Source organism: Methylobacter sp. (assembly GCF_030680395.1).
Lineage (GTDB): Bacteria > Pseudomonadota > Gammaproteobacteria > Methylococcales > Methylomonadaceae > Methylobacter_A.
In genome coordinates this window covers 135,186-148,119 of the sequence record NZ_JAUXVR010000027.1, presented here as the reverse complement: position 1 = coordinate 148,119, position 12,934 = coordinate 135,186, and the positions used below count along the sequence as shown (strand labels likewise).

The following is a 12,934-nucleotide window of genomic DNA, read 5'->3' as shown; positions in this document are numbered from 1 at the left end:
AAAGGCCTTAACTTCTCCACCTTGGAGCTCAGCCATTACTTTTGTTAAAGCAGCAGTTAAAGTAGTTTTACCATGATCGACGTGACCGATTGTGCCGACGTTTACGTGGGGCTTGCTACGTGAAAATTTTTCTTTGGCCATTAAAATACACCTCTAATAATCAACACAACACATGGAGCTCATAACCGGATTTGAACCGGTGACCTCTTCCTTACCAAGGAAGTGCTCTACCTACTGAGCTATATGAGCTTAATTTTTTGAATTTGGAGCGGGTGATGGGAATCGAACCCACGTGATCAGCTTGGAAGGCTGGAGTTCTACCATTGAACTACACCCGCGGATATTTTTTAATTAGATGGTGGAGGGGGGAGGATTCGAACCTCCGAAGGCAGAGCCGGCAGATTTACAGTCTGATCCCTTTGGCCGCTCGGGAACCCCTCCGTTATCGGATAACCCAGCTATTATCTATCATCAAACCCATACTGTCAACGAATCATTTACCTCGAATTCAATTTATTCATTACCGCCGCCATATCGCCTGCAATCACTTGATCCACATAACTAGCAGCAAGATCAAAAGCGGATGACATCAAGACCCATTCACTCTTAGAAGGACTTGACAACACAAAATCTGCAACAACATTTCCAGCCGGAGGTCGGCCAATTCCTATTCTTAAGCGATAAAACTCTTTCGCCCCCAGATGCGCAATAATATCTCGCAAGCCATTATGTCCGGCATGCCCACCGTCTTTTTTTAATCTCACCACACCAACATCGAAATCAAGCTCATCATGAACAACAAGAATCTCATCCGGCACCAATTTATAGTATCGCGCAACCTTACCCACAGCCTGACCACTTCGATTCATGAACGTACTTGGCTTTAGCAGCAACACCTTACCGCCCGCACCCCCAATCTCAGCCAACAGCCCATCAAACCTAGATTCCCTGACCCAATCACAATTCGAATCAGATACCAATCTGTCTAAAAACAAAAACCCGGCATTATGCCGGGTTTTTTCGTACTGCCGACCCGGATTACCCAAGCCAACTATAAGTTTAATCATACGTTATTTTATTAAACTCTCAGGCAGCGTCGTCTTTACTTGCCTTTGAAGCCATCATTGATGCAACAGGATGATCATGCTCAGGACCTTGTGCCAAAGCTACAATTTCAACACCCGCCGGCAAAACAATATCCGAAAGATGAGCTGAATCACCGATATCCAAGCCATTCAGATCCACTTCAATATAATCAGGCAAAGCAGTCGGCAAACAGGAAACTTCAACGTCAATCATAGCATGAGTCACAATGCCACCCTTCTTTCCACCAATAGACGTCTGCTCATTGATAAAATGCAACGGCACATGCACCTTTAATGTTTCCGACATAGTCACCCGAAGAAAATCCATGTGCAAGATTTGAAATTTAGAAGGATGACGCTGAACACCCTTCAGAACCGCTTTTTCTGTCTTTCCATCCACATTAACATCTAAAACGTGCGAATAAACCGCTTCATGCGCAAGATGCTTAATAACTTCATTATGGCTCAGCAAAAGCATTTGAGGCTCACCATGCCCACCGTATATTACCGCAGGCACATTACCTGTGCGACGCGCTCTTCTGGCTGCGCTTTTACCTGATTGCCCACGACCTTCGGCAACAAACTCAAATACGTTAGACATTTTCCTCTCAACCCCGTGCTATCAAGCACAACAAATTAAATTTTACAATCGTCAATCCACATAGAGCGAACTAACCGACTCACCGACAGCTATACGCCTTATGGTTTCAGCCAGCATTTCTGCGACACTTAACTGTCTTATTTTACCTGACTCAGCAGCCTCATGACTCAATGGAATAGTATCAGTAACAACTAACTCATCAAGCTCCGAGCTATTTATATTTTTTAAAGCAGAACCCGATAACACCGCATGAGTACAATACGCAACCACTTTAATCGCACCATGTTTTTTTAGCGCCTCTGCAGCATGACATAACGTTCCCGCCGTATCAACCAAATCATCGATCAATACGCAACTGCGTCCATCAACATCCCCAATTATATGCATAATCTCTGCAACATTAGCTTTGGGTCGGCGCTTATCGATAATCGCGAGATCAGCATCATCCAAACGCTTTGCAAGCGCCCTAGCTCTGACAACGCCACCAACATCAGGAGAAACGACAATCAAATCTTTATATTTTTGCCGCCATACGTCGCCAAGAAGAATAGGCGACGAGTAAACATTATCAACAGGTATATCAAAAAAACCTTGAATCTGATCCGCATGCAAATCAACCGTCAAAACCCGATCCGCACCTGCCTGCTCAATCATTTTTGCAACTAGCTTTGCACTAATGGGTACCCGAGCCGATCGCGATCTTCTGTCCTGCCGAGCATATCCATAATATGGCATTACCGCAGTTATTCGTGACGCCGAAGCTCGATGAAGAGCATCTATCATCACCAACAACTCCATTAAATTTTCATTTGTTGGAGAACAAGTCGGCTGAATAACGAAAACATCCTTACCACGAACATTTTCTTCAATTTCTACAGCAATTTCTCCATCACTGAATCTGCCGACAGTTGCCATTCCGAGCCGCATATTGAGTTTCTTTACTATACCCTCTGACAAAGCTAAGTTAGCATTTCCAGAAAACACCATCACAGAGGTGTCACTCATCAAGCACTCCCAAATAGAATTTAACTTAGCGGAGGTAATTGGCTGGGCCGCAAGGATTCGAACCTTGGTATGCGGAGATCAAAACCCCGTGCCTTACCGCTTGGCGACGGCCCAATAATCAAGATATATTACCACTCTTCAGCTTTGAAAACAAAGGCGACTCATTTACCCCCCTCACCAGATACACCCGCCATTCCTTTTGAAGTGACTGATAAGCACTGACTGCAGCTTTTTCTGAATCAAACTGTGCAAAAACACAAGCCCCTGTTCCGGTTAATCTTGCCTCAGAAAATTCAGACAAATCAACCAAAGCATCTTTAACAGACTGGTAACATTCACGAACCACCCCAAGACAATCGTTTTGGTGCTGACCCGCTATAAAGTCGGCTATTGTGATTGATTTACTATTCCTTGTCAAATCTTTAGATGAAAATACTTCTTTCGTGTCCACATGACAGTTCGGCTTTATAATCACAAACCACTGTTCTGGAATGTCTATTCTCTCAAGTTTTTCACCAATACCTTCCGCCCATGATGAATAGCCATATACGAATACGGGCACATCTGCGCCCAAGGTCAAGCCCAATTCCATCAACTTTTCCATTGATAATTGTAGCCCCCATAACAGATTTAGCACGACCAACGTCGTTGCCGCATCAGAACTGCCGCCTCCAAGTCCTCCACCCATAGGTAGATTTTTTTTGACCTCAATGCGCACGCCTTGCTCACAGCCTGTTTCTGCTTTTAACAACTTTGCAGCTCTAACCGTCAAATCATCCGATTCAGGAACTCCAGGGATAGGTTTTTGCAAGCTAACCCGTCCATCATCGACAGGATGAAATGTTATCCAATCGCATAACTCTATGAATTGAAATACTGTCTGCAGCAAATGATAACCATCACTTCTTTGTCCGGTTATCCGTAACATTAAATTCAATTTTGCCGGCGCAGGCCATTCTTCGGCCCATGCGGATTGATTAATTTGATTTTGTGTCATTTAAAACCCAATGATCGATGATTATCTTTAATTTGACCTGATTGTTCATAACCATCATTTTGAGCGGCATAGTGCCACTATCAACGGGCTGCATTTGCTTATATTCACTCAACCATCCAGCCTGATTAAAGCCGATATCGGTATCTTTATACGTGCGGGATGGCTCCGGCAACCCCACCACCCAATACCGCAACGACCGCACAGGAACAAACATGCCCAACTGTTGGTTAATAAACTCTTCCGGTTGTGTTGATGACTGCACATCATTCCCACCCCGATCAATGGTAACGACATTTCCTTTTAGCGAAATAACAACCGTTCCCTGACCCAAGGGGCCGGATAACTTTATTTTCTCCGTCTCAGGGCTGTGTTCCCAGCTTATATTGGCCGACCAGGAATCATTTTGCCCCGTTAATGCCAATCGACCTTCAAACGACCAGCGCTCTAGATCATATAGATGCAGCATCGCAACCCTTGAATAATGCACACTTGGTTCAACAGGAACAACCGAACAAGCTGACAACAAAAGAATTAGACATCCTCCGACCAACAACCCTACTCTAAAACGCAACACCTTATTCTTCACCGCTCAATAGTCTTTTTTGAAAATCCAATAAATATTCATCCTCTGGAGCCTTTTTAACAGCCTTATTAAATATCTTTCTGGCTTCATCTTTTCTACCTAAGGCCCACAACACCTCGGCAAGATGAGCTGCTATTTCACCCTCCTGTTGCTTTGCATAGGCCCGCTCAAGATAACCCAAGGCTTGCTCAAGCTTGCCCAGCTTAAACTGCAGCCATCCAAAACTATCCATAATCACAGCCTCATTCGGCTGTAAATTGAGCGCCTGTTGCAGATATTTTTCTGCCTCGGCATAGCGATCAGCACTACCCAACAAGCTATAGCCCAATGCATTTAAAGCCTCAGCGTCATCGGGGTGTTTGGCTAATATCTTTTTCAGGTCAGATTCCAACACATCCAGCTTATTGATCCGTTCCGCCATCAATGCACGCGTGTATAACAAATCTCTTTGATCCGGCTGACCTGTCAAAGCATCAGTCAACAGCTTAAAAGCCTTTTCGTATTGCTCTTGCTGACCGTACAACCCGGCCTGCATTAAAATAATGCGCAGCTTTTGCTTGGGAAATTGCCCCGATAACAGACTCAACCGTGCATCAGCCTCATCAAATTCCTTGTCTTTTACCAGCAATGAAACCGCTGAAATCGCCGATTCAAAAACAAACGGGCCCTCAGTCACCTTATCAAACCATGCCAATGCCTTTTGCGTATGCCCGCGTTTTTCTTCTATTTTCCCTAAATAAAAGCTGGCCTGATTTTGCCATTCAGGCTGATCAAGCAACTGCTTAAAAATATCTTCAGCTTTTCCGTCACGATTCAACTGCAAATGCACTAATGCCAACGCAACCTGACTCTCGGCATCCTTCGGATTGGACAAAACAATGCCCTGATAAACCTCACCTGCGGCTTCATATTCCGCCGCCTTTATTAATACCTGTGCCAGCAGTTTTTTAAATTTGTCATTTTCAGGATATTTAAGGGATGCATTTCTTAGCAATGTTTTTGCCTTATTTAAATCCCCGGAAAATACTGCTATCTGAGCCTGAAATACTAAGGCCTTATCCCAGCCGGGCTGAATATCCAAAGCCTGCTGCACCTTCTTTTCAGCCAGCGCATTATCTTTCATTTCCATAGCCAATAATGACTGCACAAAATAAACCACAGCCTGGCCGGGATTCTTCTCCCCTAAGGCATCCAGCACCTCATAAAAAAAATCCGACTTGCCATCCCTTTGCAGAATACTCGCCAATTCAAGCGCAGTCCTTTCAAATCCAGCCGGATCAGTCTTCAATACTTTATCCAAGTGATCAACAGCCGCCTGCTTATTGCCGGCCCTCAGCGCTGATAATGCGGCAATTTTTCTTGCCGTAGGATTTTCAGAATCTTGTCTCAACCATAAAGAAATAGCCTCGTCCGTTTTATTGCTATCCTTCATATACATAGCAATTTTTGCAGCCCTTTCTGCAAATCTTGGGTCATTAACACGCTTGGCAGCCTCCATATAGCCCTCCAGTGCGATGGCATATTGCCCTCTTTGCCCCGCAAGCTCTGCCGCCATCAGCATATACATCACATCAGGATCTATTGCTGTTTTTACTTCGCTTTGTTGCGTTTTTTTCTTGGGTTCGGCTATTTTGACAGGCTCAACCACTTCTTCCTGCGCGCTCGGTTTTTCAGGCGAACTGGCGCAACCATTAAGAAAAACGAGGATAATCACTGAAAATAATCTAAAAATTAACACACAGTCGTCCTATTTATTGTCTACAAATATTTTTGCTATAGATTATCAGAAAAATCAGTCGAGTCGGATAGCTGATTTATTCCATTTGGATAAAGCCGTTATATTTCTTAGAATACACTGACATAATACAGGCATTAAGGTTCAAGGTAAAAGATCCAAGGTTCAAGGTTCATGATTCAAAAAACGGCCTTTTACCTTACATCATTTACCTTTTACCTTAAAAAAACCTTTTACCTTGAACCTAAATCACATGACACTTCTTGCAGTTGGGATTAATTACAACACCGCGCCGGTTTCAATCCGTGAGCGTCTGTCATTCCCTGCCGAAATTCTGGAATCTTCGTTGCAGGAGCTGTGGCGCATCAAAGAAATTAGTGAAGCAGCCATACTGTCAACCTGTAACCGCACCGAGTTTTACTGCACATCAACTACAGCGAATAAACAAGTCCTGATTGACTGGGTAGCTCAAAGCAAACAAATCAGCGCCGCCGATTTTACGCCTTACCTGTACTGCCATACCGATAGCGAACTGATTCGCCACATGTTTCGCGTCGCTTGCGGACTGGATTCGATGATTCTGGGCGAGCCGCAAATTCTGGGACAAATGAAAACGGCTTATCAGGCCGCCTATGAAGCGGGGACTTTGGGCAAGCGTTTAGGCAAACTTTTTCAGCACACTTTTACTGCCGCCAAAAAAGTGCGCACCGACACCGCCATCGGTTCCAGCCCCGTATCGGTTGCCTTTGCCGCAGTACAACTGGCACAGCAAATTTTTGATAAACTCAGTGAACAGACCGCCCTTTTAATAGGCGCAGGCGAAACAATAGAGCTGGCAGCACGGCATTTGTCCCAACAAGGCATAGGCCGCATCATTATCGCCAACCGCACCTATGATAAAGCCCACGCCCTGGCCATGCAGTTTAACGGCTATGCCATCGCCTTATCCGAATTACCTGCGCATCTGGCGGAAGCCGACATCGTTATCTCATCAACCGCCAGTCAACTGCCCATACTGGGTAAAGGCCGCGTTGAAAGCGCCCTCAAAAAACGCAAACACAAACCGATGTTCATGGTAGACCTTGCGGTGCCTCGGGATATTGAAGCTGAAGTTGAACAACTCAGAGATGTGTATCTTTACACCATTGACGACCTGCAAAACACCATAGATCAAAACATGAACTCCCGCCGCCTCGCGGCAGAACAGGCCGAAGAAATAATCGACACTCAAGTTGACTATTTTTTAGCCTGGTTGCGCGCCCAAGGCGCTCAATCGACTATTCAGGATTATCGTCATCAGGCCGAACAATCCCGTGACGAAGCCTTGCAAAAAGCCATGGCTTTACTAAAAAGCGGAGTTCCCGCAGAACAAGCACTTAACCGACTGGCCCACAGCCTGACCAACAAACTTATCCATACGCCCAGCGCCCAAATCAGAGCCGCCGCCGAAAACGAACGTCACGATTTGATTGCCGCCGCCCGCGAAATTTTTAAATTAACCAACTCTCAATGAAACAATCCATACAACATAAACTTGAAAATCTGTGCGAACGCTATGACGAAATTGCCGCCTTACTTTCGGAACCTGAAGTACAAGGCAATCAAAACAAATTCCGCTCCCTGAGCCAAGAATATGCCCAGATCAACCCTCTGGTTGATTGCTATAAACGCTATCAGCAAACCTTGGAAAGTCTGGCGTCAGCCAAAGAAATGGCCAATGACAGCGACCCCGAGTTAAGGGAAATGGCTAAAGAAGAAGTAAGCGATGCAGAAAACCAGCTGGACGCGATCGAGCATGAGTTACAAGTATTGTTACTGCCCAAAGATCCCAACGATAACCGCAACATTTTCATAGAAATACGTGCCGGAACGGGCGGCGATGAAGCGGCAATTTTCTCCGGCGATCTTGCCCGTATGTATCAGCGTTATGCCGAGCGCAAAGGCTGGCAAACAGAAGTCATCAGCGAAAGTCACGGCGACCACGGCGGTTATAAAGAAGTTATACTGCGCGTTGCCGGCAAGGATGTTTATTCCCAATTAAAATTCGAATCCGGCGCACACCGGGTGCAACGCGTCCCTGAGACCGAATCGCAAGGCCGCATCCACACCTCGGCCTGCACCGTCGCTATTATGCCGGAAGTCGACGAAGTCGATGCCATAGACATAAATCCTTCCGACCTTAAAGTCGACACCTTCCGTGCCTCGGGAGCGGGCGGACAACACATCAATAAAACAGAATCCGCCATACGCATTACTCATGTCCCAACCGGCGTAGTCGTAGAATGCCAGGACGAGCGTTCGCAACACAAAAACCGCGCCCGAGCCATGTCTTTATTAGCATCGCGCCTGTTATCAGCCGAACAGGAAAAGCACCATGCGGAACAATCGGCTACCCGAAAGCTGCAAGTCGGAAGCGGTGACCGTTCCGAACGTATCCGTACCTATAATTACCCTCAAGGACGCTTAACCGACCACCGTATCAACCTGACCTTGTATAAACTGGACGATATCATGGAAGGCGGACTGGAACATGTCCTGCAACCCCTAATCAGCGAACATCAAGCCGAATTACTCACCCAGTTAGGCGAAGACTAAGTTAAATGCATTGCATAAAATCCGCGCTGGCCGAGGCCACTGACACACTGACACTAGTCTCCGATTCAGCCTTACTGGATGCAGAAATTTTACTATGCCTGGCGCTTAACCAACCGCGCGCCCATCTTCGCGCCTGGCCGGACAAACCACTACAGCCCGAACACTTAGCCGCTTTTAGAGCGCTGATTGAACAACGCCAAAAAGGCATACCCATCGCCTATATCACTGGCAATAGGGAATTCTGGTCGAGGGATTTTCAGGTCACGCCTGACGTGCTGATCCCCAGACCCGACACAGAACTGCTTATTGAACTCAGTTTAAAATTGATACCGGCGGATGAACCGATCAAGATCCTTGATCTGGGCACCGGCTCAGGCATTATTGCCATTACGCTGGCTGCCGAGCGCCCGCATGCACAGATCAGCGCCGCCGATTTTAGCTTGGGCGCATTACGCATCGCCCAACTCAACGCAGACAAACACCATGTCAGTAACATTCAGTTTTACCACAGCGACTGGTTTGCCGATGTTCCCGATACAAAATTCAACCTGATTATCAGTAACCCGCCTTATATTGCGGAAGATGACAACCATCTACAGCAAGGCGATGTCCGGTTTGAACCGCAAACAGCCTTGTGCGCCGCAGAACAGGGACTCAGCGATATTAAAATCATCGCCGACGCCGCACCTAACTATTTGGAACCTAGCGGACATTTGCTGATTGAACATGGTTACAACCAGCAGCAACAAGTTCAAGCTCTATTTAAAGATTTGCATTATGATAACGTACAAACCTATACGGATTTATCCGGGCAGCCCCGGGTAACTTATGGACAATGGAATTGATGTCAGGCTATCCTACCTGGCACCTTTCGAGTTAATTCACACCTGTCCCAGACAAATTCGTCAACCTGACGCCTAATATTATGACTCAAGACTACATCCAAATTCCCCGCAAAATAACCAATCAACTACTGCATCTTGCGCAAATCTCGCCAGATCTTGAAATATGCGGACTTATTGGCAGTAAAAACGGCCTGCCGAGCAGTTGCTATCCCATTAAAAATACTGCCGAGCAGCCTCAGCAGCGTTTCCAGCTTGATCCCGGCCAACAAATTTCAGCCATGACTAAAATGCGTGATCTCGGGGAAGAACTATTTGCCATCTATCATTCTCACCCAACCACACCGGCCACACCATCAGTCACCGATTTAAAGCTGGCATCTTACCCAGAAGCGCTTTACCTGATCATTTCACTCAATACCAAAGGTATTTTAGAAATGCGCGGCTTCAAAATAGACCCCAAATCAGCCCAGGAAATAGCGCTGTCTTTGAGCGAGGATATATAATTTTTACTTGCTTAATAGCGGCCTAAAAAAATCGGCAACTTAAAAATAAAATAACAAACATCAGTTAATTTTATGTAAACTGTGACATTTGTAGCGCTTTTCCCATAAAATCGATTCGGATTACTTATCGTGCAACTGTTAAAAAAGCTCTTTGGAAAAAAAAACGTTTGCAAAGGTATTGTCGGCGTCAGTTTTTTACAGAACGGCATCGCTGTTGCCATATCGAAATTCACGGAAAACAATAAGTTAATACTTATACACTGCGAGTTCATTGATGCGGGAAAACCTGCATATCAACAAGACATGCTTAACGAACTTGCTACCCAGCACAATCTTGCCGAATATGACTGCCATCTGGTATTAACTAGCGATAACTACCGTCGCGTCAACGTTGAGACGCCCATAGTCGCTGAAAACGAAATTATTGAGGCTATACGCTGGAAAATTAACGAGCTCATTGACTTTCCCGTTGATAAGGCCGTCATTGATTATTACCAGACTCCCACGCCCGTTCGCGCTAACAGCAGTAAAATGCTGGAAGTCATCGCCAGCCCTATTGACGTCATCACCGAACAAGTCGAAAGATGTACCAAGGCAGGCCTACAGCTCAAAGTCATTGATATTCAGGAAACCACCCTACGTAATTTGGCGGTGCAATTACCTGAAAACGAACGCGGTATTGCCCTTTTGTACCTGTTGGAGTTTTCCGGCACCTTGCTGATACAAAAAGAAGCAATTATTTACGTATCCCGTAAATTTGAGATCGGTTATAAAAAACTGGAATTAGATGATCCTTTTTCCAGCGAGAGTTCAGCCGCAAATGCCCATAACAACTTGGCCCTTGAAATACAACGTTCACTGGATTATGTAGAAAGTTATTACGGAATTTCACCCATTTCAGCTTTAGCCGTCATTCCTTTGGCAGAAAACACCCATAACCTGCTTGACAGTCTAAGCCGCAATCTTGGCATTGCCGCCCGTATAATAGATCTATCCACTATTATAGATTGCGACATTTTAGTGGACACACAGACTCAATTGCTTTGCGCTCCGGTTATCGGCGCAACATTACGTTATGTAATAGAAGCCGCATGATACAACAAGTCAACTTATATCAGGATATTCTTAATCAAGGACGAAATAAATCAGGCATTAACCTATACTGGATCAGCTTTTCTGTTATAGCTCTGTTGTTTGTCGGTTTCAGTGGGCACTTAATGTGGAGTTTAAAAAACACCGAAACTCAAATACGACAGTTTCGTCAGAATTTAGAAGCAGAACAAACGCAGGTAAATATCATCTCGTCGAAAATCCCCAAACAGGACATCGACGCACAACTCACCGCAGAAGTCGCCCAGTGGCAAAATATGCTGGACGAGTTGACACAAACCATACACCTGCTATCAGACAAGAGTACAGATCAATCACCCGGTTTTTCAAGCTACTTTCAGGCACTGTCCAACCAGTCGATTCCTGATGTCTGGCTAAGCGCACTGTATCTTGACGGACAACAACAGGTTATCAACATTGAAGGCAGCACATTTAAACCGGAGAAAATCCCTTATTTTCTACAACAACTACAAAAAGAACCTATCTTCAATGGATACTCCTTCGCCAGACTGATTATGCAGCAATCAGAGACAATGCCGAACCAAATGGACTTTAAACTCAGCACAACACTGGACACTCCGGATAAAAAAGACCATGCTCAATAACCTTCAAGAAAAATTTGAAGCTCTGACTAAACGAGAAAAAATCATCGTAGCCGGTGCAATGGTGATTGGCTTATGGGTTGCTTGGGATAATTTTTTCTATCAACCGACTCATAAAAAACAGATGGCGCTTCAGCGGGATTTGACCAGTCTTAAACAGCAGATAACCGATCAACAACTAACATCGATCAAGCTTGAAAACAGCTCCCATGTAGACCCTAACCTCAACAACAGGAACAAACTTATTGGGCTAAAAACCGAGTACAATCACCTGCAAGAACTTATGATGCAAGGTGACAAAAATTTTGTTCCTCCACATCTAATGGCCGTTGCATTAAGCGATATACTTAATCAGAATAATCAACTAACCTTAATAAAATTAGATACACTGCCGGTAACCACTTTGATTAAATCAAAACAGCCGCAACTCAACCCGATATACAAACACGGACTGGTAATCACTTTTTCCGGCAGTTACTTAGAAACACTCAATTACTTAAAAGCACTGGAATCACTGCCTTGGCATTTTATCTGGGAAAGCATTAGCTATCAGGTTAAGGATTACCCGACAGCGGAAACTACAATTAAAGCATACACACTCAGCTTCAAGGAGAGTTGGCTTGGTGTTTAAAATAATGATAACAATATTACTCGCAGGGCTTGCTCCTATGCCATGCAGCGCAGAATTTCGTGATCCGACGCAACCGGCCTATCCACTACCCTCAACAACAGGCGCCATTGCCGACAGCGATAATACCTTGGTTTTATCGGCCATCTGGATTTCATCACACTCCAGACGAGCGACTATTAATGGTGTCACTGCTAAACAAGGCCAGACCATAACCATAGTATTCAAACAAACGCCGACTTTAAAACCGGCACTGGTAACTCCAGCAAGTATGGTTACCAGTGGTGATAAAAAAGATGAGTTGCTTAATAAAACCATGGAATATGCAACTGCAAAAACCAATGGTCCAACACAAGAAAACATAATGTCTCCGCTAGGAAATATGATTGCTCCGCTGCTTGCAACCGCAATCGGGAGCATGGACATTCCCCAACTTCAGGGACAAAGCACCGAGCCAGCAGAAACCAGTACCCGGCAACAACCGAATACTGTTCAGCACGCAGAACCAACCCATATCCCGACGCGCTCAAGTACGATTAAAATCATCAGCATTCACAAAAATTCGGTCACCATCACTCAAAATGGCGAACTCAAGACCTTGCAACTAGTGCAACGTCCCTACAAAACAAAATAGATACCGCGTAC

15 protein-coding genes and 4 tRNA genes are annotated in these 12,934 nt (G+C 45.2%); 8 read left to right on the top strand and 11 right to left on the bottom strand.

Going from position 1 to position 12,934, the window contains the following annotated elements:
• From Q8L79_RS12180 to Q8L79_RS12130, 11 genes are all read right to left on the bottom strand, one after another.
• The coding region (locus tag Q8L79_RS12180) for a GTP-binding protein (RefSeq protein ID WP_305269616.1) at positions 1–141 on the bottom strand (141 nt) is incomplete at its 3' end.
• A gap of 32 nt (positions 142–173) precedes the next feature.
• Positions 174–249: transfer RNA gene (locus tag Q8L79_RS12175), tRNA-Thr, on the bottom strand.
• A gap of 15 nt (positions 250–264) precedes the next feature.
• Positions 265–338 (bottom strand) — tRNA-Gly (locus tag Q8L79_RS12170).
• Positions 339–356: 18 nt separating this feature from the next.
• Positions 357–441, bottom strand: a tRNA-Tyr gene (locus Q8L79_RS12165).
• Positions 442–497: 56 nt separating this feature from the next.
• A complete protein-coding gene (pth, locus tag Q8L79_RS12160) occupies positions 498–1,067 on the bottom strand; it encodes an aminoacyl-tRNA hydrolase (protein WP_305271620.1) in 570 nt (189 codons plus the stop codon).
• A gap of 19 nt (positions 1,068–1,086) precedes the next feature.
• Positions 1,087–1,686, bottom strand: coding sequence for a 50S ribosomal protein L25/general stress protein Ctc (locus Q8L79_RS12155; RefSeq protein ID WP_305271618.1), 600 nt, complete (start codon positions 1,684–1,686; stop codon positions 1,087–1,089).
• 51 nt (positions 1,687–1,737) lie between these two features.
• Entirely contained in the window at positions 1,738–2,691 is a 954-nt protein-coding gene (locus Q8L79_RS12150; RefSeq protein WP_305271617.1) for a ribose-phosphate diphosphokinase, read from the bottom strand.
• A gap of 39 nt (positions 2,692–2,730) precedes the next feature.
• Positions 2,731–2,805 (bottom strand) — tRNA-Gln (locus Q8L79_RS12145).
• Between the two features lie 4 nt (positions 2,806–2,809).
• A complete protein-coding gene (ispE, locus tag Q8L79_RS12140) occupies positions 2,810–3,688 on the bottom strand; it encodes a 4-(cytidine 5'-diphospho)-2-C-methyl-D-erythritol kinase (RefSeq protein WP_305271615.1) in 879 nt (292 codons plus the stop codon).
• Positions 3,669–4,262, bottom strand: a complete 594-nt coding sequence (lolB, locus tag Q8L79_RS12135; RefSeq protein ID WP_305271632.1) for a lipoprotein insertase outer membrane protein LolB — start codon at positions 4,260–4,262, stop codon at positions 3,669–3,671. Before lolB ends, ispE begins: the two co-directional genes overlap by 20 nt.
• 1 nt (position 4,263) lies before the next feature.
• Positions 4,264–6,009, bottom strand: a complete 1,746-nt coding sequence (locus Q8L79_RS12130; RefSeq protein ID WP_305271613.1) for a tetratricopeptide repeat protein — start codon at positions 6,007–6,009, stop codon at positions 4,264–4,266.
• Positions 6,010–6,259: 250 nt separating this feature from the next.
• On the opposite strand from Q8L79_RS12130, the gene hemA reads away from it, so the two are divergent.
• From hemA to Q8L79_RS12090, 8 genes are all read left to right on the top strand, one after another.
• Entirely contained in the window at positions 6,260–7,519 is a 1,260-nt protein-coding gene (gene hemA / locus Q8L79_RS12125) for a glutamyl-tRNA reductase (RefSeq protein ID WP_305271611.1), read from the top strand.
• Positions 7,516–8,601, top strand: coding sequence for a peptide chain release factor 1 (prfA, locus tag Q8L79_RS12120; protein WP_305271609.1), 1,086 nt, complete (start codon positions 7,516–7,518; stop codon positions 8,599–8,601). The genes hemA and prfA overlap by 4 nt, the downstream gene beginning before the upstream one ends.
• 5 nt (positions 8,602–8,606) lie before the next feature.
• Positions 8,607–9,446: a peptide chain release factor N(5)-glutamine methyltransferase gene (prmC, locus tag Q8L79_RS12115; RefSeq protein WP_305271607.1), complete on the top strand. Its 840-nt coding sequence runs from the start codon at positions 8,607–8,609 to the stop codon at positions 9,444–9,446.
• An 80-nt stretch (positions 9,447–9,526) separates the two neighbouring features.
• Entirely contained in the window at positions 9,527–9,949 is a 423-nt protein-coding gene (locus Q8L79_RS12110) for a M67 family metallopeptidase (protein ID WP_305271605.1), read from the top strand.
• Between the two features lie 129 nt (positions 9,950–10,078).
• A complete protein-coding gene (pilM, locus tag Q8L79_RS12105; RefSeq protein ID WP_305271603.1) occupies positions 10,079–11,044 on the top strand; it encodes a pilus assembly protein PilM in 966 nt (321 codons plus the stop codon).
• Entirely contained in the window at positions 11,041–11,664 is a 624-nt protein-coding gene (locus Q8L79_RS12100; protein ID WP_305271601.1) for a PilN domain-containing protein, read from the top strand. Before pilM ends, Q8L79_RS12100 begins: the two co-directional genes overlap by 4 nt.
• Complete coding sequence (locus Q8L79_RS12095) at positions 11,654–12,292, top strand: hypothetical protein (RefSeq protein WP_305271599.1); 639 nt, start codon at positions 11,654–11,656, stop codon at positions 12,290–12,292. The genes Q8L79_RS12100 and Q8L79_RS12095 overlap by 11 nt, the downstream gene beginning before the upstream one ends.
• Positions 12,293–12,296: 4 nt before the next feature.
• Positions 12,297–12,923: a hypothetical protein gene (locus tag Q8L79_RS12090; protein WP_305271597.1), complete on the top strand. Its 627-nt coding sequence runs from the start codon at positions 12,297–12,299 to the stop codon at positions 12,921–12,923.
• Positions 12,924–12,934: the final 11 nt, after the last annotated feature.